This window comes from Flavobacterium zepuense, assembly GCF_007097145.1.
Taxonomy (GTDB): Bacteria; Bacteroidota; Bacteroidia; order Flavobacteriales; family Flavobacteriaceae; genus Flavobacterium; species Flavobacterium zepuense.
In genome coordinates this window covers 70,777-90,349 of the sequence record NZ_VJVZ01000003.1, presented here as the reverse complement: position 1 = coordinate 90,349, position 19,573 = coordinate 70,777, and the positions used below count along the sequence as shown (strand labels likewise).

The following is a 19,573-nucleotide window of genomic DNA, read 5'->3' as shown; positions in this document are numbered from 1 at the left end:
AGATGTTTTCTGCAAAATAAACCTATATATATAAGTAGAAATTTAAGGGAGGGTTAATAAAATGTTTACAATAACCGTTAAATATTAAATTTAGCGCTTTGCCTTTTTAATAGTACATTTTTACGGAGTATATTTGTTAAAAACACATAGCATGGCAGGAAATACTTACGGACGCAAATTTACTTTAACCACCTTTGGCGAATCGCACGGGCCGGCCATAGGCGGTGTTATAGATGGCTGCCCACCTAATATTCAACTTGATTTTGATGCTATACAATACGAGCTTAACAGGCGTAAGCCCGGGCAATCGGCAATTGTAACGCAGCGCAAAGAGCCGGATGAAGTACAGTTCCTGTCGGGTATTTTTGAGGGCAAAACCACAGGTGCGCCCATAGGTTTTATTGTGCCTAATACCAACCAAAAATCTGACGATTATTCGCATATAAAAGACGTATACCGCCCATCGCACGCAGATTACACCTATGATGTTAAGTATGGCATACGTGACTATAGGGGCGGGGGCAGGAGTTCTGCACGCGAAACTATAAGCAGGGTAGTGGGCGGTGCTATTGCCCGCCAGGTATTGCCGCAGGTTACTATAAATGCGTTTACATCATCTGTTGGAGATATTTTTATCGATAAGCCGTACCAGGATCTTGATTTTTCGCTTATAGAAAGTAATGCAGTGCGCTGCCCTGATGCTGCAACGGCTGCAAAAATGGAAGATTACATTAAAGAGATACGCAAGCAGGGCGATACTGTAGGTGGTACCGTTACCTGCGTTATAAAAAACGTACCAGCAGGCCTTGGAGAGCCGGTATTTGATAAACTGCATGCCGAACTGGGCAAAGCTATGCTGTCTATTAACGCCGTAAAAGGGTTTGAGTATGGCAGCGGTTTTTGTGGCGCAAAAATGAAAGGCAGCGAGCATAACGACGCATTTAACGCCGATGGCTCTACAAAAACAAATCTTTCTGGTGGTATACAGGGTGGAATAAGCAACGGTATGGATATTTATTTTAGGGTTGCTTTTAAGCCTGTAGCTACCATAATGCAAACGCAGGAAACTATAAATAATGCCGGAGAAATTGTAGAAATGCAGGGCAGGGGCAGGCATGACCCGTGCGTTGTACCCCGTGCAGTGCCAATTGTAGAGGCTATGGCAGCGCTTGTGCTGGCTGATTTTTTCCTGATTAAATAATAGTTATTAAATTGTTTACTTTGTAATTAACTGTAATTGTATAACTTAACGAAGACTATTCATAAAGTAAATTGTTTATTTTTAAATTAAAATTAGCGGATAAACAATAATTCCAAAATTAAATGATAATATTTTCTTAAAATTTACTAAAACTGCTTTATTTATAAAGCTTTAATTTTTATTTTTGGAAAAACTTAATTTATATCATCATGAAAAAAAATCTACTTTTAGCCTCTTTATTAATGGGGTCTTATTTTACTGCTAATGCTCAAACAACATTATTTACCGATAGCTTTGAAACATATGATGACTTCCTGATCGAAGGTTTCGGAGATTGGATTACAGTTGATAATGATGGATTGGATGTTTATTCAGGCGGTGGTGAATTTAACTGGGAAAATAGAGCTGTACCGCAGGCTTACATTATTTTTAACCCTGAAGCTGCTGAAGTTAGTGACGCAGTTGAAGGTGAAGATGGTTCTGAAGAGAGCAGGGATTTTGCGCCTAGAACAGGCTCAAAATATGCAGCATCCTGGGCCGCTGTTCCGGCATCTGCTTCAGAGGGTAATGATGATTGGTTAATAAGCCCTGCTATCACTCTTGGCTCCACGGGTAATACTGTAACTTTTTATGTAAAATCATTGTCTGATTCTTACGGCCTTGAGGAGTACAATGTTGGTATTTATGCCGGCCCTGGCACACCAGATGCAGGTGATTTTGAAATAATAAGAGATACTGAAGAAGCTCCATTTGGTGAGTGGGAAGCGGTTACCATTGCAATACCAAGTGACTATGATGCTCAATCGGTAAGAATAGGTATACATAATGTAGGTGTAGACCATTATATGTTTATGGTTGATGATTTTTCTGTAACTACAACAGGAACTGTAAGCGTTAAAGATGTACTTGCATCTAAATTCTCTGTGTCTCCTAACCCAGCTACAAATGTAATCAACATCAACAATGCTGAAAATATACTTGTTAACAATGTATCTATCGTTGATATCAACGGACGTACAGTTAACTCTAAATCTTTTGATGGTGTAGCTTCTGCTCAAATTAACATTTCTAACCTTGCAGCTGGTGTTTATATGATGAATATTGCGTCTGACAAAGGAGTAATTACTAAAAAGATTATTAAGAACTAATTGGTACTTAGTACTTTATATAAAACAGGCGCTAATGCCTGTTTTTTTTTGCTTTATATCTTAATTTTTTGTTTTTAATGAGTATGTTTTCATAAATTTGACAAATTAAAACTAAATAAAATGAAAAAAAATCTACTTTTAGCAGCCTTTTTAATGGGGGCTGTATTTACTACAAACGCTCAAACAACATTATTTTCGGATAACTTTGATAGTTATGAAGATTTCATTATCGATCCAATAGGTGATTGGACTCAAATCGACAATGATGGTTCTGCTACTTACGGAATTGAAAATGAAGATAACGTATCATATATCTTTGATAATTCAGGATATACCGGTACTGCAATTATTTTCAACCCATCAGCTACTGAACCTGCATTAGAAGATAACTGGGCTCCTTACTCTGGTAACAAATCACTAAACTTTTTTGCTGCTACAGACGGACTCAATGATGATTGGTTTGTAACACCTCAAATAACATTAGGTTCTACGGGTAACACAGTAACTTTTTGGGCTAAGTCTATAACAGATACTTGGGGATTAGAGCGTATAAATATTGCTGTATCAACAACAGGTAATGAAGATTCTGAAGATTTTACAATTATTTCAGGTGATGATTATACTGAAGTTCCTGCAGGTGAATGGACTCAATTTACTTTTAACCTTGATGATTATTCTGGTGAACAAGTTTATATAGCAATTAACTATGTAACAGCAGATGCTTTTGCTCTTTTAGTTGATGATTTTGCTGTAAGTACTACGGGTACTGTAAGTGTTAAAGATGTTCTTGCATCTAAATTCTCGGTATCTCCAAATCCTGCTACAAATGTTATCAACATTAACAATGCTGAAAACATCCTTGTGAGCAATGTATCTATTGTAGATATCAACGGACGTACAGTTAACTCTAAATCTTTTGATGGTGTTGCATCTGCACAAATCAACATTTCTAACCTTGCAGCTGGTGTTTATATTATGAATATCTCATCTCATAAAGGTACAATTAGCAAGAAAATTGTTAAGAACTAATTTATTTTCAATATTTTATATTAAACAGGCAGTAATGCCTGTTTTTTTTTGTCATAAATATTTTAAAGTTGATGTTTGTTACATTTTTATTTATAAATTTGGGCAAATTAAAAACTAATACAATGAAAAAAAATTTACTATTGGCCGCATTTTTAATGGGGTCTTATTTTACAGTTAATGCACAAGATGTTATTTTGTCTCAAGACTTTGAGGGTACACCTACAGGTTGGTCGGTACTTGACTTTGATGGTGACGAAAGTACATTTGGTTTATACAATTCAAGTACAGGTATTACTGCTCTTGGTTTTACTGGTAAAGTAGCTGGGTCTGGTAACTTTACGGTAGCGAATAATGCTGCTGTGCCGGCACCAGATACTGACAATGCTATTTGGACACCTGAAGTAGAAATTCCAACTGATGTAACCGCCACGTTTAGCCTAAGGATGGGGTCTGCTGATGTTGAGGATGGCGCTGTAGCTCCTTACGAAATTTATGTTTTAACAGCAGAGGACGTTGCTGATTTTACTGATGAGACAACTATAGGAGAGATTATGGAGGTTTTAGATGCTAAAACACCAATAGCTTCAGGCACTGCTGCAAATCCATCTACGGTAGAAAATTTTGATCTGACAGATTTTGCCGGTCAAACTATTTCGGTTATTATCAGGCACCGCGATACTGATGGGTTAGCCTATTTATTTATAGATGATGCAACTTTTACAACTCAGGAAACGGCTGGTCTTAAAGATGTAACTGCTTCTAAATTATCAGTTTACCCTAACCCTGCTACAAATGTTGTAACTGTAAACGGTGCTGATGCTCTTGTAAACAATGTTGCTATCGTTGATATCAACGGCCGTACTGTAAAATCAGTTAAATTTGCTGGTGTTGCTGAAGCTCAGGTAAATGTATCAGATCTTGCTTCTGGTGTTTACGTTATGACTATCGCTTCTGACAAAGGTACTACAACTCAAAAAATCGTTAAAAACTAATTATTAGTTTAAAACTTTTATAGAAGGCTGTCTAATTTTTAGACAGCCTTTTTTATTCTACAAGTTTGTGTATCGGCAAAATTTAGCAATTTTAACAGTGATATTTCACTTTCGGACTCTGAGATCCGATAAAAAACGCACTAAATTCTGCTAAAATATTTCACGCTACAAATAAAATATAAAAGCATTAAAAAAGGCATCCGTAATTCGGATGCCTTTGTCATTTTATGTCTAAATTCCCTATTAAGAATTCTGTGTTTTAAGCAAGCTCGAAATCTGTTCGGCAAGCTCGGTACCAATTCGGTCCTGCGCCTCAAGTGTAGCAGCGCCAATATGTGGGGTAAGCGATACTTTAGGGTGCATCAGTACTTGTATAGCCGGTTTAGGCTCGTCTTCAAATACATCAAGGCCTGCAAAGGCAACCTTGCCGCTGTCTAAGGCATCAATAAGGGCAACCTCGTCTATAACACCACCACGGGAAGCATTTACAATACCCACACCGTCTTTAAGTTGCTCAAACTGTTCTTTGCCAATTACATAACCGCCATCTTGTGCAGGTACGTGTAGGGTAATAAAATCGGAGTGCTTAAATATATCTTCAAGAGGCTCAGTAACAATGTCTACGTTAATAAACTGGCCGTTGTAAAAGTCAACACGAATTTCGGCACTTCCTACAAACTTATCGGCAGCAATAACACGCATACCTAAACCTAAGGCTACACGCGCTACAGAGCGCCCTATACGGCCAAAGCCGATAATACCAAGGGTTTTACCCCTAAGCTCAATACCGTTAGCATAGGCTTTCTTAAGGCCTTCAAAATTGGTGTCGCCCTCAAGCGGCATATTACGGTTAGCATCGTACAAAAATCGTACACCGCTAAACAGGTGCGCAAAAACCAGCTCGGCAACCGAATCTGACGATGATGCCGGGGTGTTTATAACGTGAATGCCTTTTTCGCGGGCATAGTCAACATCTATATTATCCATACCAACACCACCACGGCCAATAATCTTAAGACCCGGGCAGGCATCTATAATGTCCTGGCGCACTTTAGTGGCACTGCGCACCAAAAGCACGGCAACATCATTAGTATTTATATAGTTAGCCACCTGTTCCTGGGCTACTTTTGTTGTAATAACTTCAAAACCGGCATCCTCAAGGGCAATAACCCCACTTTTAGAGATACCATCGTTTGCTAATATTTTCATGTGATATTTTAGATTTATGATTTTAGATTTCAGATTTATCCCAACAGTGGCAACCTGTAACTTTAAACTTGAAACAATTTTAAACAGACTTCTCTAACTCCTGCATAGCATCTACAAGTACCTGTACGCTCTCTAAAGGCATGGCGTTGTAAATAGAGGCACGGTACCCACCAACCGACCTATGGCCCGGCAGGCCACTTATGCCTTTGCTTTTCCACAATTTATCAAACTGCTCTGTGTGGGCTTCGTCTTTAAGTAAAAAGCACACATTCATTTTAGAGCGGTCTTCTGTATTGGCAGTACCCACAAACAAGGGGTTACGGTCTATCTCATTATAAAGCAGTTCGGCCTTCGCGTTGTTCTTAGCTTCGGCAGCAGCAATACCGCCGTTGTTTTTAAGCCATAGCAGGGTAAGATACGAGGTGTAGACTGCAAAAACCGGTGGCGTGTTATACATGCTCTCTTTATCTATGTGCTGTTTGTAATCCAGCATAGAGGGTATAGCCCTGCCGGTTTTGCCCAGCAGCTCTTCTTTAATTACAATAAGGGTAGCGCCTGCAGGCCCCATATTTTTTTGAGCACCGGCATAAATGATCCCAAATTTTGAGAAATCAAGCTCACGCGAAAAAATATCCGAACTCATGTCGCAAACCAAAGGCACATTTACATCAGGAAATTGTTGCATTTGTGTACCAAATATGGTGTTGTTGCTGGTGCAGTGAAAATAATCAGCATCGGCAGGAACGGTATAATCTTTAGGAATATACGAGTAGTTATCTGCTTTAGAAGATGCTACAACTTCGGTCTCCCCAAAAAATTTAGCTTCCTTTATGGCCGCCGCAGCCCATGTACCGGTATCAAGGTAGGCAGCCTTACCGCCTTCTTTTAATACGTTGTATGGTATCCTTGCAAACTCAAGGCTGGCGCCGCCGCCTAAAAATATAGCCTGGTACCCTTTGCCTGTAAGGTTCATAAGCTCTAATACTAAAGCCCTTGCCTCATCCATTACGGCAACAAAGTCTTTACTACGGTGTGAAATTTCTAATAACGAAAGGCCTGAGCCATTAAAATCTAAGATGGCCTGTGCCGATTTTTCGAATACTTCCTGAGGCAGGATTGATGGGCCTGCGCTAAAGTTGTGTTTTTTCATTGTGTTGTGTTGTTGTTGCTTAAAAAGTGACGCAAATTTCTTAATTATAGAATGAATATCAGCAATTTATTTTGCAAAAAAATCGACTAAATTTTTAATAAAAAGGAAATTGTATCAACATTATCTGCATAATCTGACAGGCCCGGCTGCTGTGTTATCCCAAAAGGAATGGCATTTGGCAGGGCACTGTTGCCTACAACGCACTGAATTTGTTCGTGTTCGGCCTCTAAACGCTGCAAAACGTTGTTTATATCATTATAATATTCGTAAAAGATGCTCGAAATAGGGGAGGCGTAGCTCGTATCTTCTTTAACGGTAAGGAACTCGTTATCCAGTATCTTAAAATTACTCATTAAAAAAACCGCCTTGTTATAGTCGTAATTATTGGCATACTTTTCATAATGAATTACATCACGGTACTCGTACATCGCTTCAAAAAACGCAGTAAAGTCGTAAGCCGCAGGTACAAAAAGTTTAGAAACGTTGCGGCAGCCAAGCCCAAAATACCTAAAAATATCTTCGCCCAGGGCAACCAACTCGTCTTTAGTCTCATTGCCGGTAAGCACCGCAACCGAGTTTCGGTTTTTACGGATGATGGATGGCTTATCTTTAAAATAATACTCAAAATAACGTGCCGTGTTGTTACTGCCGGTGGCAATAACCGCATCAAAGTTTTCAAGTTTTTCTTCGGTAAAGGTAATACGGTTGGCAAGGGCAGGCTCTACAGCAACAAGGTACTTGCCTAAAAACGGCAGCAGGTATTTATCGTTAGATGACAATTTTACCAGCGCATTATGTCCGGAAACAATTACCGATAAAAAATCATGAAAGCCAACTAAAGGTATGTTGCCTGCAAGTATTAGGGCTACTGTTTTAGGTGTTACGCTGTTAAGGTCGTATTTAGTAAGCCAGTTGTCAAGGTTTTCTTCGGTTAGCGCATTTGCCCATTGCTGCACTGCAAAATACACCTGTTCTTGTGTAAACCAGCGGTTGTGCGACTGCGATAATTCTATTAAAGCTATAAAATCGTTGTAAAACAGGTCGTTATAAAGTACGTTCTCTTTCTGGGCATTGGCCTCTAAGGCAAACTGCGATAGGAATTTACCCAGCTCTGTAAACGCTTTTTTTGTTTCTGTTAACGTCATTATGTTTGTTTATGAATGGATTTGGACGTAATTTTGCTGCAAATTTACGTATTAATACTAAACAAAGCTATGGCAATCATTATAACAGACGAATGTATAAACTGCGGGGCCTGCGAGCCCGAGTGCCCAAACACCGCTATTTATGAAGGTGCGGATGACTGGAGGTACAAAGACGGTACTAAATTGAGAGGAAAGATTGTACTGCCAAGCGGGGAAGAAGTGGATGCTGATGCGCCTTTTAACCCGATATCTGACGATATATATTATATAGTGCCCGATAAGTGTACCGAATGCAAAGGTTTTCATGATGAGCCGCAATGTGCTGCCGTTTGCCCGGTAGACTGCTGCGTGCCCGATGATAACCATGTAGAAAGTGAAGAAACCCTGCTTAACCGCCAGGCATTTTTACACGGAGATGAATAAATTTCAGATTTTAGATGTTGGATGATTTGATTTTAGATTGTTCGATTTATAATTTTTATATCACTCTATTAAAATTTGAGATAATTAAAAGCATAAAAAAATCCTGAAGGCACTACACTTCAGGATTTTTTGTTCATAGCAATCTTAACTCAACTTATTTTTGAACTTTAGTGAAGGTCTCAACTGTAACACCATCGGTTTTATCATCGTATGTTTCTACAACAAAATTTCCTTCGTTATTAAAATATCCTAAAGAAGTAACTGTGTTAGATCGGTAGATGTACTGGTTGTTGCGCGTTCTTCTTAACTTGGCGTATTCTACATTATCAGGTGTGGTAATTCTATATCCACCTTTATCGGTAACAAAAATATAATCTTTACCGCCCATCTGGTAATTGCTTATTTGGCCAATTCTGGCATTAAAACCTTCATCCCTCACTACCGATGTAGAAGATTGTACCTGAGGAGCAGTCTCATAAGCCTCTTTATTTAGCTTTTTAGATTCGGCATCTTTAAGTTCCAGTTCGCTAACAGCTTGGGTATTTTTGGTTTTAACCAACTTTTTAGGGGTACCTGTACCATCGTTAACCGTAACGGTTGTAGTTGTGGTTTCGTTGGTAACATTTTTATTAACCTGCGCAGTGGCGCTTAGCCCAACAGCAAGTAGTATTGTGATCGCGAAATTTTTCATTGTGTTGTTATTTAATCATTTATACTACAAAGGTACCAGCGTAATGTTAAATAACTTCTTACAAAAACATAAAGTAATGGTAAAAGTCAACTTGTTAAATGTTTGAAAGTTGCAACTTAAAATATTACAGCATAGTTATGTTACTTTACAACTTTACAACTTGCAACTTTTTAACTTTAAATAGTTATATTTGCACCCTCAAAAAACAGTATATACATGAAAGCAGGTATAGTAGGATTGCCTAACGTGGGTAAATCAACACTTTTTAATTGTTTGTCTAACGCTAAGGCACAGAGTGCTAACTTTCCGTTTTGTACCATAGAACCTAATATAGGCGTGGTAAACGTTCCCGATCCAAGGCTTCAAAAACTGGAAGAACTGGTAAACCCTGAGCGTGTACAGCCTGCAACTGTTGATATTGTAGATATTGCCGGTCTTGTAAAAGGCGCCAGCAAAGGCGAGGGCCTTGGTAACCAGTTTCTTGGTAACATAAGGGAGTGTAACGCGATTATACACGTGTTGCGCTGTTTTGATAACGATAATATTATTCACGTAGATGGCAATGTAAACCCTATACGCGATAAAGAAACCATAGATATAGAGCTTCAGCTAAAAGACCTTGAAACGGTAGAAAAACGCCTTGAAAAAGTGCGCCGTGCTGCTAAAACAGGTAATAAAGAAGCCCAGGCCGAAGAAGCCCTGCTTGACAGGATTCGCGAAACGTTGCTACAGGCAAAATCGGCACGTACAGTTATACCTCAAAACGCCGACGAAGTAGAGCTACTGGAGAGTTTTCAATTAATAACAACCAAACCGGTACTTTACGTTTGTAATGTAGACGAAGGTGCTGCAGCAACAGGTAATGCTTATGTAGAGCAGGTGCGCGAACTGGTTAAAGACGAAAATGCAGAGGTAATGTTCCTTGCTGTAGGTACAGAGGCTGATATTACTGAATTAGAAACGTATGAAGAGCGCCAGATGTTCCTGGAAGATCTTGGCCTTAAAGAACCGGGATCGTCTGCCCTTATTCGTGCGGCTTATAAATTATTAAACTTACAAACCTACTTTACCGCCGGTGTTAAAGAGGTAAGGGCATGGACCATAAACGTTGGCGATACCGGGCCACAGGCTGCGGGTGTTATCCATACTGATTTTGAAAAAGGGTTCATCCGTGCCGAAGTTATAGCGTATGAAGACTACGTTACTTATGGTACCGAAGCTAAAGTTAAAGAAGCCGGTAAACTTAAAGTAGAAGGTAAAGAATACATTGTTAAAGATGGTGACGTTATGCACTTTAGGTTTAACGTGTAAATAGTATTGAGTATTAAGATCTTAGTATTTAGATGAAACCTGTTGGAAAATATCCGGCAGGTTTTTTTTATTGCTGAGAAAGCTTCTCTATTTCAACCCTTAATAATGGTAAATGATTTGTTTTTATTGCCCAAACAACAGAATCATCAATACTATCATAAGCATGAATTAAACGGTTTCTAAAGTTTACAATTTCTCTTGAATAGGATAGTTGGTAACCTGTTTGTTCTTTCTCGAATTTATTTACAGCCTCGCCAATTATTCCTAATTGCCTTTCTACAGCGCTTTTAGTCTTTAAATCATTTTCATATTCAAAAAAAGTAGTGGTAGATTTTAAAAAATCTTCTATCATATCTGTTGCAAACAATATATCAAACAAATATTTACGAGCTCTTTCTGTCATAAATAAGTTGTTTAGTGCTGTCTATTTGTTTTTGAAGATATGGATTACGCATTTTGGCAGATGTAAGTAAATCTACTTTTCGGGAAAACAATTTTTCAAGGTCTGCCCACAACATCATAATATTCTCGCCTTTTTTAACCGGATTTTCTTCTTCTAATTCTGCTAAAAGGTCTACATCGCTTTTTTCAGAATTAAAACTTCCATCAGATAAAGAACCAAATACAAAAAGCCTGATTACTCTGTATTTTTCACAAAGTTCAGTCAGTTTATTTTTTTTGCTCTCTATTTCTATTGGTAATGCCATGCTTCAAATTTATGAAGTTTAGCCCAATATTAAATATTTTTTATAATTATTCTTACTGCGTATAAATATTGGCCCAATTATCAAAAGTCATTTCAAATTTTATTTCGCCTTTACCGTGCATGCCAATTTCTATCCAGCCAGATTTTCTGTAAAAAAGTTCGGCCCTTGTACCGGGCGCAGTACCCAACCATACAGTATTTTTTGTTTGGCTAAAATACCAGTTAAGCATTACATCGTGCAATTTCCGGCCAATGCCTTGTTTGTCAAATCCGGGCTGGACAAACAATGCCCAAATGTTGTTATCTTTAAGGTCGGCAATAGAAAAGCCAACAATTTTTCCGTCAATTTCACAAACCCAGCCTTTCCCTCTTACGGTCATAAATTCCTCACAATCCTGGTCGGTTACAAGGTCCGGGTTTGAGAGCGGGTTTTCTATAACAGAATTTCTAACTTTCTGAATTTGTTTTATGTCGCTTACAAGTGCCTCACGAATTATCATATCTATATTGATTATTTGATAAGTTGTAATCTGTACGAAAATAAGAAAATTCACATTGCTAACAAGTAAAAGTTACTGTAGTGTAATAACTCACTTTTTCTTACATTAGCCTAACAATATCAAATAAACACTATGAAACTATTAGCCTTTGCCGGAAGCAGCAGCAAACACTCTATAAACAAACAACTGGCAACCTATGCCGCCAGCCTTTTTAATGATGTGGAAACCGAGATACTCGACCTTAACGATTACGAGCTTCCACTATTTAGTGTAGATAGGGAAAAGCTTATTGGCCAGCCGCCCGTTGCCCGTACTTTTTTAGATAAGATAGAAGGTGCTGATATTCTGGTAATCTCTGTTGCCGAACATAATGCTGGGCTAACCGCTGCCTTTAAAAATATTTACGATTGGGCATCACGCCAAAAAAAGCTGGTGTACGATAATAAGCCATTGTTATTAATGTCTACTTCCCCGGGCAAGCACGGCGGTAAAAATGCACTCGAAGCAGCTAAAATTAGCCTTGCATGGTACGGAGGCAACATACGTGCAACCTTCTCGCTACCCAGCTTCGAAGAAAATTTTGATAAATCGGCCGGTAAAATATCCAATAAAGAGTATGATGATGCGTTACAACAAATTATAACCAATTTTGATTATGGGCAAAAAGCTTAAGCGTGTTCTAAAATTTATAGGCAAGTTTGTACTGGCCATTTTCGCATTTATCGTAGTTTACTTATTAGCGGTTCTTATACTTTCGCATATCCCTGTAAATACCAAGCCCGAAAAGGGTGGGGATGTAGCTATTTACATCAACTCTAACGGGGTGCATACCGATATTATGGTTCCTATCAAAAATAATATAAAAGACTGGACCAAAGATATCCTGTACACACAAACCAAAGCGAAGGATAGTGTTGCCACCTATATGGCATTTGGCTGGGGAGACAAGGGCTTTTACCTTGATACGCCTGAGTGGAGCGACCTTAAGGCCAGCACGGCATTTAAAGCGGCTTTTTATTTGGGTACATCGGCCATGCACACCAAGTTTTATAAAACGGTTAAGGAAGATAATGAGTGTGTTAAGATTATGATAACTCAAAAAGACTACCAGGATTTGGTAAAGTACATTAGCGAAAGCTTTCAATATGATGAAGGTAAAAAAGTACTCTGGATAGCTAACCAAAGCTATGGCAAGTACGATGCTTTTTACGAAGCCAACCGCAAGTACAGCCTGTTTTACACCTGCAATACCTGGGCTAACAATGCCCTAAAATCAGCCCACCAAAAGGCTGCATTATGGACACCCTATGAAGGGGATATATTTACGCATTATCGCGAGTAAGTTACATAGTTGCAAAGAGCTAAGTTTCAAAGTTTAAAACTTATAAGGTACTCTGCAACTTAGCTACTTTGCAACTTAGCCACTTTTTTTTTTGGCAAGATATTTGAATATTGTAGGGCATGAAAAAGATATCTAAACTCATTTATATAACACTTTTGCTCATTTCAGGCATGGTACATGCCCAGGATTTTGCAAAAGTAGACAATACCGTTAAAGCCTACCCCAAAGTATTTTCTGATACCGATAAATTTGCTAATCAGGTTAAAGCCGACTTTAAAACGGATGCCGATAAGGCACGCGCCATATTTACCTGGATTGCCATTAACGTACGCTACGACCTTGCGGCTTATGGCGTTAATGAGCGCCCTGTGGCATATAGTTTCCGCACGCAGGAAGAAAAACTGGCACAACAAAAAAAGTTTAAGGAAGATCTCGCTATCAAGACGCTAAAGTCTAAAAAAGGGGTTTGTGAGGGATACTCCACGCTATTTGCCGTGGTGGCCGAGAAAGCCGGCTTGGAGGCGGTTATCGTTCCGGGAACATCAAAATCGCACCCGGCGCACATTGGCAAGGCACCCGGCGCTAACGACCACGCTTGGAATGCCGTAAAAGTAAATGGCGAATGGAAACTGCTGGATACCACCTGGGCATCGGGCGTTGTAACAGGGGAGAAGCCTGCTTTTGAATTTAAGTTTAACGACGGCTATTTCTTTGCCGAGCCTAATGTGTTCTTCCTGAACCATTTCCCTGATGATAAAAAATGGCTGTTAACCAATAAGACGGAGCAGGATTTTGCTAACCTGCCGCTATATTACGGTAATTATCTTATGGATGGCTACACCTTTACAAGCCCGGATATGGGCTCGTTCAGCAATCAAAAAACAAGTGTTATCCCGTTTAAGATCAAAAACCTGAAAGCAGGCGATAAAGTACATTACGCTTTTAGCAAAGACAGGATAATTAAAGAGGTAAACTATACTACAAATGGCGGTATTGCTGAGTTTGATGTGCCTGTGCAGGCCAACATTGCCGGTACGCTAACCATTTACATCAACCAAAAATCAGTTGCGGGTTACAGGATAAACAAGTAACCGTTCTTTCTAAAAATCAGGAGCCGGAATGTTAAGGAAAATTAAAAATTTTCTTTGCTTCCGGCTTTCATTTTTTCTGCATTTGCGCTATATTAGCAGAAAATCCACAAAATTTTATGGCCGAGGAAAATTTGTATACCGAAGACAACATACGTTCGCTCGACTGGAAGGAGCATATCCGTATGCGCCCCGGTATGTACATTGGTAAGCTGGGCGATGGGTCGTCTCCGGATGATGGTATTTACATATTAATTAAAGAGGTGATAGACAACTCTATAGATGAGTTTGTTATGGGCACCGGTAAAACAATAGAGGTTACGCTTAAAGACAAAACCGTTAGTGTACGCGATTTTGGCCGTGGTATTCCGCTGGGCAAAGTTATCGATGTGGTTTCTAAAATGAACACTGGTGGTAAGTACGACTCAAAAGCATTTAAAAAATCGGTCGGCCTAAACGGTGTAGGTACCAAGGCGGTTAATGCCTTGTCTAATTATTTCAGGGTAGAGTCGGTTAGGGATAACCAGCTAAAGGCTGCCGAATTCTCTGCGGGTAACCTTACCATAGAGGAGGCGGTTGTAGAAACTACCAAGCGTAAGGGTACCAAGGTGACCTTTACCGCAGATGAAACCATTTTTAAGAATTACAAGTACCGTAACGAGTACATTATAAAAATGCTTAAAAATTATTGTTACCTAAATACAGGGCTTACAATAATTTACAATGGCGAAAAATACTTTAGCGAAAACGGGCTAAAAGACCTCCTTGGCGAAACCATTGCCGAGGATGACCGTATTTATGATATCATCCATCTTAAAGATGAAGATATCGAGATTGCCATGACACACAGTAAAACCCAGTACAGCGAAGAGTATTATTCGTTTGTAAATGGGCAAAATACTACGCAGGGCGGTACGCACTTAGGTGCCTTCAGGGAGGCTATTGTGCGCACTATAAAAGAGTTTTACAACAAGAGTTTTGAAGCGTCAGACATTCGTAAATCTATCGTGAGTGCTATAAGCGTTAAGGTGGAGGAGCCTGTATTTGAGTCGCAAACCAAAACCAAGCTGGGCTCTACCGATATGGGGCCGGAAGCACCATCGGTACGAACCTTTGTAAACGACTTTGTAAAGAACAAGCTCGATAACTTTTTGCACCGCAACCCGGAAACGGCCGATGCATTACTTAAAAAAATACTACAGGCCGAACGCGAGCGTAAAGAGCTTAGTGGTATTCGTAAATTAGCAAAAGACAGGGCTAAAAAAGCCAGCCTTCACAACAAAAAACTGCGCGATTGCCGCGTGCACTTAACCGACTCTAAAAATCCGCGCAGTTTAGAAAGTACCATGTTCATCACTGAGGGGGATTCGGCTTCGGGGTCTATTACCAAATCGAGGGATGTTAACACCCAGGCGGTTTTCAGCCTTAGGGGTAAGCCGCTAAACTCGTACGGTATGACCAAAAAGATCGTGTACGAAAACGAGGAGTTTAATCTTCTGCAGGCTGCATTGGATATTGAAGAAGAAATGGAGAACCTGCGTTACAACAACATTGTAATTGCAACGGATGCCGACGTAGATGGTATGCACATCCGCCTGCTGTTGATAACCTTCTTTTTACAGTTCTTTCCGGAGCTGATAAAAGAGAACCATTTGTACATTTTACAGACACCGCTTTTCCGTGTGCGTAATAAAAAAGAAACTATTTACTGCTACAGCGACGATGAGCGTCGTGCTGCCATAGAAAAACTAAAAGGAAAGCCCGAGATAACCCGATTTAAAGGTTTGGGAGAGATATCTCCCGATGAGTTTAAACACTTTATTGGGCAAGACATAAGGCTTGACCCGGTTTTGCTGGATAATGCCACATCAATCCAAACCCTGTTAGAATTTTACATGGGCAAGAACACGCCCGACAGGCAGGAGTTTATTATCAATAACCTTAAAGTAGAACTTGATGTTGTTGGGGAATAGGAGAAAGCAATCAGTTTTCAGTGGCAGTTGGCAGGCAGTAGAGGCGCATAGAATGCGTCTTCACAAAAAGGAATAAAAATATTTCAAATACCGTTTGAAAGAAATAAATGAGCGAAGACAATTTAGAGCCTTTAAAAGAAGGAGAACATTTTTACAATAGAGAAGACAGTAGTTCAGAGTCGGGCGATGTTATTACCAAAGTAACCGGTATGTACAAAGAGTGGTTTCTGGATTATGCTTCTTACGTTATCCTTGAGCGTGCCGTACCTGCCATAGAGGATGGGTTTAAGCCCGTGCAGCGCAGGATTATGCACTCGCTTAAGGAACTTGACGATGGCCGCTACAACAAGGTTGCCAATGTAGTGGGGCATACCATGCAGTACCACCCGCACGGCGATGCCAGTATTGGCGATGCAATGGTGCAAATAGGCCAGAAAGAACTGCTTATAGATACTCAGGGTAACTGGGGTAACATACTTACCGGCGATGGCGCTGCGGCGTCGCGTTATATAGAGGCGCGCCTTTCTAAATTTGCGTTAGAGGTACTTTATAGCCCTAAGATAACGCCTTGGCAATCATCATATGATGGACGTAGAAATGAGCCTATAAACCTGCCTGTAAAGTTCCCGTTGCTATTAGCTCAGGGTGCCGAGGGTATTGCCGTGGGTTTATCTACCAAGGTGCTTCCGCATAATTTTAACGAGCTTATAGATGCGTCCATAAAAATATTAAAGGGCAAGCCATTTACCATATATCCTGACTTTCCTACGGCGGGTATTGCTGATGTTAATGCCTATAATGATGGTGCCCGTGGGGGCCGTGTGCGTGTGCGTGCTAAAATTGCACAGTTAGATAAAAGTACCCTTGTTATTACCCAAATACCTTTTAGTACAAATACTACAACCTTAATAGACAGTATACTTAAAGCGAACGAGAAAGGTAAGATAAAGGTTAAAAAAATAGAAGATAACACGGCAGCCGAGGTTGAGATCTTGATTCACCTGCCGCCGGGCGTATCTCCGGATAAAACCATCGATGCACTATTTGCCTTTACTGCCTGCGAAACATCGGTAGCGCCGCTGGGCTGCGTTATCGAAGACCATAAACCGTTGTTCGTGGGGGTATCGCACATGCTTAAGATATCTACCCACCGCACGGTCGATTTACTTAAGCGCGAGCTCGAAATCCAATTAGATGAGTTAGAAGAAAGCTGGCATTTTCAGTCACTGGAGCGTATATTTATCGAAAACCGCGTATACCGCGCTATTGAGGAAGAAGAAACATGGGAAGGCGTTATCAAAGCCATAGACGAAGGCCTTAAGCCTTTTACCGGTCATTTAAAACGTGCTGTTACAGAGGAGGACATAGTACGCCTTACAGAGATCAGGATTAAGCGTATCTCAAAATTTGATATTGACAAAGCACAGGAAAAAATCGAGGCGCTGGAAGGCGAGATAGAGCAGGTTAAACACCACCTGGAGCACATTATAGATTTTACCATTACTTATTTTCAGGGACTTAAAGACCGTTACGGTAAAGGCCGTGAACGTAAAACCGAGTTACGTAGCTTTGATACTATCGAGGCTACCAAGGTGGTATTGCGTAACACCAAACTTTACGTAAATAAAGAAGAGGGCTTTGTGGGTACCGGCCTTAAAAAAGACGAGTACGTTGCCGACTGTAGTGATATTGATGATGTTATCGTATTTTTACGTAATGGCAGCATGATGATCACTAAAGTAGATGTAAAAACCTTTGTGGGTAAAGATATTATACACGTTGCGGTGTTTGATAAGAACGATAAGCGCACTATATACAACATGATCTATCGCGACGGCAAGTCGGGGCCATCGTATGTTAAGCGATTTAATGTGTCGGGAGTAACACGCGATAAGGTGTACGATCTTTCTGCCGGTACCGCCAACTCTATGGTACTTTATTTTTCGGATAACCCTAATGGTGAAGCCGAAGTGGTTACTGTATTATTGCGCCAGGTAGGCAGCGTTAAGAAGCTTAAATTCGACCTTGATTTCTCTACCATAGCCATTAAAGGGCGTGCTTCCCGTGGTAATACGGTAAGCAAATATCCCATCAAGAAAATTGAGCTTAAGGAAAAGGGTATCTCTACCTTAAAACCGCGAAGGGTTTGGTTTGATGATACCGTACACCGCCTTAATGTTGATGGCAGGGGAGAGCTGCTGGGTGAATTCCGCCCTAACGACAGGCTGCTTATTATCAACCAGAGTGGCAAGGTTAAAACCATTATACCGGAACTTACAACGCATTTTGATGAGGGCATGATTGTGTTGGAAAAATGGGTGCCTAAAAAGCCCATTTCGGCCATTTATTTTGATGGTGAGAAAGAACGTTATTTTATAAAACGATTTTTGGTTGAGAATGAAAATAAAGAGGAAACCTTTATTACAGAGCATCCTAAATCGCAGCTGGAAATAGTATCTACCGATTACAGGCCTTTGGCCGAAGTGGTTTTTGCTAAGGTAAAAGGCATCCAGAAAGAAAACCTTACGGTTGACTTGGAGAATTTTATTGCCGTAAAAGGCATAAAAGCAATTGGTAATGTGTTAACTGCCGATAAGCTAAAACAAATAAGCCTGTTAGAACCCTTGCCTTACGATCCGCCTGTGGAAGAAATTCCGGAGGAGATGGAAGTTAGGGGCGAAACGGATATTACGGATGATAATGATATAAACCTTGATGATGACGGACAGATAACCCTGAGTTTAGAGTAACATAAAGCACCTGCCCTAAATAGTATCTAACTTTTTGGGGCAGTTTACAAAGATACGTTATATTTAAAATTTTTATCTTCTAATAACCTAATTGCCATTTGCCAATAATATCATTGCAGTAGGGAAAAAAAATATAGTGGCAATAATGAACGGGAACAGTGTAGATAGGATTTTTCATGGCTTACGATTGATTGAAAAGTAAATTTAGCAACTATTTTCATTCAATAGATAGTAAGCCTCTGTAATGCTGTTGCTAATTAAAATCCTATTTTAATGCTCTTAATTAATGCATTAAACAGGGCTGTACAATCTTCTTCGGTTTGCCCGTCTTGTAAGTTGATCTGGTAAAATTTGTTCTTATAAGGTAAAGAATACGATCGGCTCCTTATCTTCATAACCGTTCCGTTTTTAAGGTCGAGGGTAAATTTGCACGAAAAATAAAGCCCCTTAACGCCGCCTACGGTTACAACCTGAGGGGCATCTATAATTTCAAGGTCGGGAAACATTTTTTTAAGGTCGGATGTATTGGTTACAGCCGCTTTAAAAGCTTCAAAATTTGTAAAAGGGTTAGTGCGCAATGTAACTTTTACTGTTGGGATAATGCCTTTATGTGCCTTAATGGGATACTTGTAGTAGGATGTAACCAATACGCCATTTTTTTCCTGTTTTAAAAGCTCATCCAGTTTTTTCTGGCCTGCACCTGCTTTTTCAAGGTTTTTCTGGATACTTTCAGATGTTATTTCAATCCAGCGCTCCGGTTTCAGGATAGAAAAACCATATGCTTTGCTGTTAAATGTTTTTTGGGCTAAAGCGGTATGTGTTCCGACAAGCAAGAGGCAAAGAAGTAATATGTTTTTCATAAGGCAAGTTTTCATAAACAAACATAAATAAAAAAAGGCATCCGTTAAGATGCCA

General features: G+C 39.8%; 19 protein-coding genes. 11 read left to right on the top strand and 8 right to left on the bottom strand.

The window, feature by feature from the left end:
- Positions 1-151 precede the first annotated feature (151 nt).
- The 4 genes from aroC to FMM05_RS05660 all read left to right on the top strand — a co-directional run bounded on the left by aroC (position 152) and on the right by FMM05_RS05660 (position 4,370).
- Positions 152-1,201 carry a chorismate synthase gene (gene aroC / locus FMM05_RS05675; RefSeq protein WP_143372376.1) on the top strand — a complete coding sequence of 350 codons (1,050 nt, stop codon included), beginning with the start codon at positions 152-154 and terminating at the stop codon, positions 1,199-1,201.
- 209 nt (positions 1,202-1,410) lie between these two features.
- Complete coding sequence (locus FMM05_RS05670) at positions 1,411-2,349, top strand: T9SS-dependent choice-of-anchor J family protein (RefSeq protein ID WP_143372375.1); 939 nt, start codon at positions 1,411-1,413, stop codon at positions 2,347-2,349.
- Between the two features lie 120 nt (positions 2,350-2,469).
- Complete coding sequence (locus tag FMM05_RS05665) at positions 2,470-3,378, top strand: T9SS-dependent choice-of-anchor J family protein (protein WP_143372374.1); 909 nt, start codon at positions 2,470-2,472, stop codon at positions 3,376-3,378.
- Positions 3,379-3,500: 122 nt separating this feature from the next.
- Positions 3,501-4,370: a T9SS type A sorting domain-containing protein gene (locus tag FMM05_RS05660; RefSeq protein ID WP_185965514.1), complete on the top strand. Its 870-nt coding sequence runs from the start codon at positions 3,501-3,503 to the stop codon at positions 4,368-4,370.
- A 243-nt stretch (positions 4,371-4,613) separates the two neighbouring features.
- Here FMM05_RS05660 and FMM05_RS05655 read toward each other — a convergent pair whose 3' ends face one another.
- The 3 genes from FMM05_RS05655 to FMM05_RS05645 all read right to left on the bottom strand — a co-directional run bounded on the left by FMM05_RS05655 (position 4,614) and on the right by FMM05_RS05645 (position 7,874).
- Entirely contained in the window at positions 4,614-5,579 is a 966-nt protein-coding gene (locus FMM05_RS05655; RefSeq protein ID WP_143372372.1) for a D-2-hydroxyacid dehydrogenase, read from the bottom strand.
- Between the two features lie 79 nt (positions 5,580-5,658).
- Positions 5,659-6,729: a 3-phosphoserine/phosphohydroxythreonine transaminase gene (serC, locus tag FMM05_RS05650; protein WP_143372371.1), complete on the bottom strand. Its 1,071-nt coding sequence runs from the start codon at positions 6,727-6,729 to the stop codon at positions 5,659-5,661.
- An 86-nt stretch (positions 6,730-6,815) separates the two neighbouring features.
- Entirely contained in the window at positions 6,816-7,874 is a 1,059-nt protein-coding gene (locus tag FMM05_RS05645) for an acyl-CoA reductase (protein ID WP_143372370.1), read from the bottom strand.
- 69 nt (positions 7,875-7,943) lie between these two features.
- Here FMM05_RS05645 and FMM05_RS05640 point away from each other — a divergent pair, with 69 nt between their 5' ends.
- The gene (locus tag FMM05_RS05640) at positions 7,944-8,297 is read left to right on the top strand and encodes a 4Fe-4S dicluster domain-containing protein (RefSeq protein WP_143372369.1); all 354 of its coding nucleotides are present in this window, start codon (positions 7,944-7,946) and stop codon (positions 8,295-8,297) included.
- A 154-nt stretch (positions 8,298-8,451) separates the two neighbouring features.
- Here FMM05_RS05640 and FMM05_RS05635 read toward each other — a convergent pair whose 3' ends face one another.
- On the bottom strand, positions 8,452-8,988 hold the full coding sequence (locus FMM05_RS05635; protein WP_143372368.1) for a hypothetical protein: 537 nt from the start codon (positions 8,986-8,988) through the stop codon (positions 8,452-8,454).
- Between the two features lie 216 nt (positions 8,989-9,204).
- On the opposite strand from FMM05_RS05635, the gene ychF reads away from it, so the two are divergent.
- A complete protein-coding gene (gene ychF, locus FMM05_RS05630) occupies positions 9,205-10,299 on the top strand; it encodes a redox-regulated ATPase YchF (protein ID WP_143372367.1) in 1,095 nt (364 codons plus the stop codon).
- Positions 10,300-10,366: 67 nt separating this feature from the next.
- Here the strand turns inward: ychF and FMM05_RS05625 are convergent, their stop codons facing one another.
- Genes FMM05_RS05625 through FMM05_RS05615 form a run of 3 tightly spaced genes read right to left on the bottom strand, consistent with a single transcriptional unit; the run spans position 10,367 to position 11,505 of the window.
- Positions 10,367-10,702 carry a HepT-like ribonuclease domain-containing protein gene (locus tag FMM05_RS05625; protein ID WP_143372366.1) on the bottom strand — a complete coding sequence of 112 codons (336 nt, stop codon included), beginning with the start codon at positions 10,700-10,702 and terminating at the stop codon, positions 10,367-10,369.
- Complete coding sequence (locus FMM05_RS05620) at positions 10,683-11,006, bottom strand: nucleotidyltransferase family protein (RefSeq protein ID WP_143372365.1); 324 nt, start codon at positions 11,004-11,006, stop codon at positions 10,683-10,685. Before FMM05_RS05620 ends, FMM05_RS05625 begins: the two co-directional genes overlap by 20 nt.
- Before the next feature lie 52 nt (positions 11,007-11,058).
- Complete coding sequence (locus FMM05_RS05615; protein ID WP_143372364.1) at positions 11,059-11,505, bottom strand: GNAT family N-acetyltransferase; 447 nt, start codon at positions 11,503-11,505, stop codon at positions 11,059-11,061.
- A gap of 132 nt (positions 11,506-11,637) precedes the next feature.
- Here FMM05_RS05615 and FMM05_RS05610 point away from each other — a divergent pair, with 132 nt between their 5' ends.
- The 5 genes from FMM05_RS05610 (at position 11,638) to FMM05_RS05590 (ending at position 18,658) form a co-directional block, all read left to right on the top strand.
- Positions 11,638-12,177 (top strand): NADPH-dependent FMN reductase, encoded by a 540-nt coding sequence (locus FMM05_RS05610; protein ID WP_143372363.1) that lies wholly within the window; start codon positions 11,638-11,640, stop codon positions 12,175-12,177.
- Complete coding sequence (locus FMM05_RS05605) at positions 12,161-12,847, top strand: TIGR02117 family protein (RefSeq protein ID WP_143372362.1); 687 nt, start codon at positions 12,161-12,163, stop codon at positions 12,845-12,847. The genes FMM05_RS05610 and FMM05_RS05605 overlap by 17 nt, the downstream gene beginning before the upstream one ends.
- Before the next feature lie 119 nt (positions 12,848-12,966).
- Entirely contained in the window at positions 12,967-13,938 is a 972-nt protein-coding gene (locus tag FMM05_RS05600; RefSeq protein WP_143372361.1) for a transglutaminase domain-containing protein, read from the top strand.
- Positions 13,939-14,054: 116 nt separating this feature from the next.
- The gene (locus FMM05_RS05595; RefSeq protein ID WP_143372360.1) at positions 14,055-15,908 is read left to right on the top strand and encodes a DNA topoisomerase IV subunit B; all 1,854 of its coding nucleotides are present in this window, start codon (positions 14,055-14,057) and stop codon (positions 15,906-15,908) included.
- Positions 15,909-16,015: 107 nt separating this feature from the next.
- Positions 16,016-18,658 (top strand): DNA gyrase/topoisomerase IV subunit A, encoded by a 2,643-nt coding sequence (locus FMM05_RS05590; RefSeq protein ID WP_143372359.1) that lies wholly within the window; start codon positions 16,016-16,018, stop codon positions 18,656-18,658.
- Positions 18,659-18,915: 257 nt separating this feature from the next.
- On the opposite strand, the gene FMM05_RS05585 is transcribed toward FMM05_RS05590, so the two are convergent.
- Positions 18,916-19,518 (bottom strand): hypothetical protein, encoded by a 603-nt coding sequence (locus tag FMM05_RS05585; protein ID WP_143372358.1) that lies wholly within the window; start codon positions 19,516-19,518, stop codon positions 18,916-18,918.
- Positions 19,519-19,573: the final 55 nt, after the last annotated feature.

Bases quoted from the DNA above. Each gene is read 5' to 3' on its own strand.
- aroC (WP_143372376.1), top strand. From the start codon at position 152: ATGGCAGGAAATACTTACGGACGCAAATTTACTTTAACCACCTTTGGC.
- FMM05_RS05670 (WP_143372375.1), top strand. From the start codon at position 1,411: ATGAAAAAAAATCTACTTTTAGCCTCTTTATTAATGGGGTCTTATTTT.
- FMM05_RS05665 (WP_143372374.1), top strand. From the start codon at position 2,470: ATGAAAAAAAATCTACTTTTAGCAGCCTTTTTAATGGGGGCTGTATTT.
- FMM05_RS05660 (WP_185965514.1), top strand. From the start codon at position 3,501: ATGAAAAAAAATTTACTATTGGCCGCATTTTTAATGGGGTCTTATTTT.
- FMM05_RS05655 (WP_143372372.1), bottom strand. From the start codon at position 5,579: ATGAAAATATTAGCAAACGATGGTATCTCTAAAAGTGGGGTTATTGCC.
- serC (WP_143372371.1), bottom strand. From the start codon at position 6,729: ATGAAAAAACACAACTTTAGCGCAGGCCCATCAATCCTGCCTCAGGAA.
- FMM05_RS05645 (WP_143372370.1), bottom strand. From the start codon at position 7,874: ATGACGTTAACAGAAACAAAAAAAGCGTTTACAGAGCTGGGTAAATTC.
- FMM05_RS05640 (WP_143372369.1), top strand. From the start codon at position 7,944: ATGGCAATCATTATAACAGACGAATGTATAAACTGCGGGGCCTGCGAG.
- FMM05_RS05635 (WP_143372368.1), bottom strand. From the start codon at position 8,988: ATGAAAAATTTCGCGATCACAATACTACTTGCTGTTGGGCTAAGCGCC.
- ychF (WP_143372367.1), top strand. From the start codon at position 9,205: ATGAAAGCAGGTATAGTAGGATTGCCTAACGTGGGTAAATCAACACTT.
- FMM05_RS05625 (WP_143372366.1), bottom strand. From the start codon at position 10,702: ATGACAGAAAGAGCTCGTAAATATTTGTTTGATATATTGTTTGCAACA.
- FMM05_RS05620 (WP_143372365.1), bottom strand. From the start codon at position 11,006: ATGGCATTACCAATAGAAATAGAGAGCAAAAAAAATAAACTGACTGAA.
- FMM05_RS05615 (WP_143372364.1), bottom strand. From the start codon at position 11,505: ATGATAATTCGTGAGGCACTTGTAAGCGACATAAAACAAATTCAGAAA.
- FMM05_RS05610 (WP_143372363.1), top strand. From the start codon at position 11,638: ATGAAACTATTAGCCTTTGCCGGAAGCAGCAGCAAACACTCTATAAAC.
- FMM05_RS05605 (WP_143372362.1), top strand. From the start codon at position 12,161: ATGGGCAAAAAGCTTAAGCGTGTTCTAAAATTTATAGGCAAGTTTGTA.
- FMM05_RS05600 (WP_143372361.1), top strand. From the start codon at position 12,967: ATGAAAAAGATATCTAAACTCATTTATATAACACTTTTGCTCATTTCA.
- FMM05_RS05595 (WP_143372360.1), top strand. From the start codon at position 14,055: ATGGCCGAGGAAAATTTGTATACCGAAGACAACATACGTTCGCTCGAC.
- FMM05_RS05590 (WP_143372359.1), top strand. From the start codon at position 16,016: ATGAGCGAAGACAATTTAGAGCCTTTAAAAGAAGGAGAACATTTTTAC.
- FMM05_RS05585 (WP_143372358.1), bottom strand. From the start codon at position 19,518: ATGAAAAACATATTACTTCTTTGCCTCTTGCTTGTCGGAACACATACC.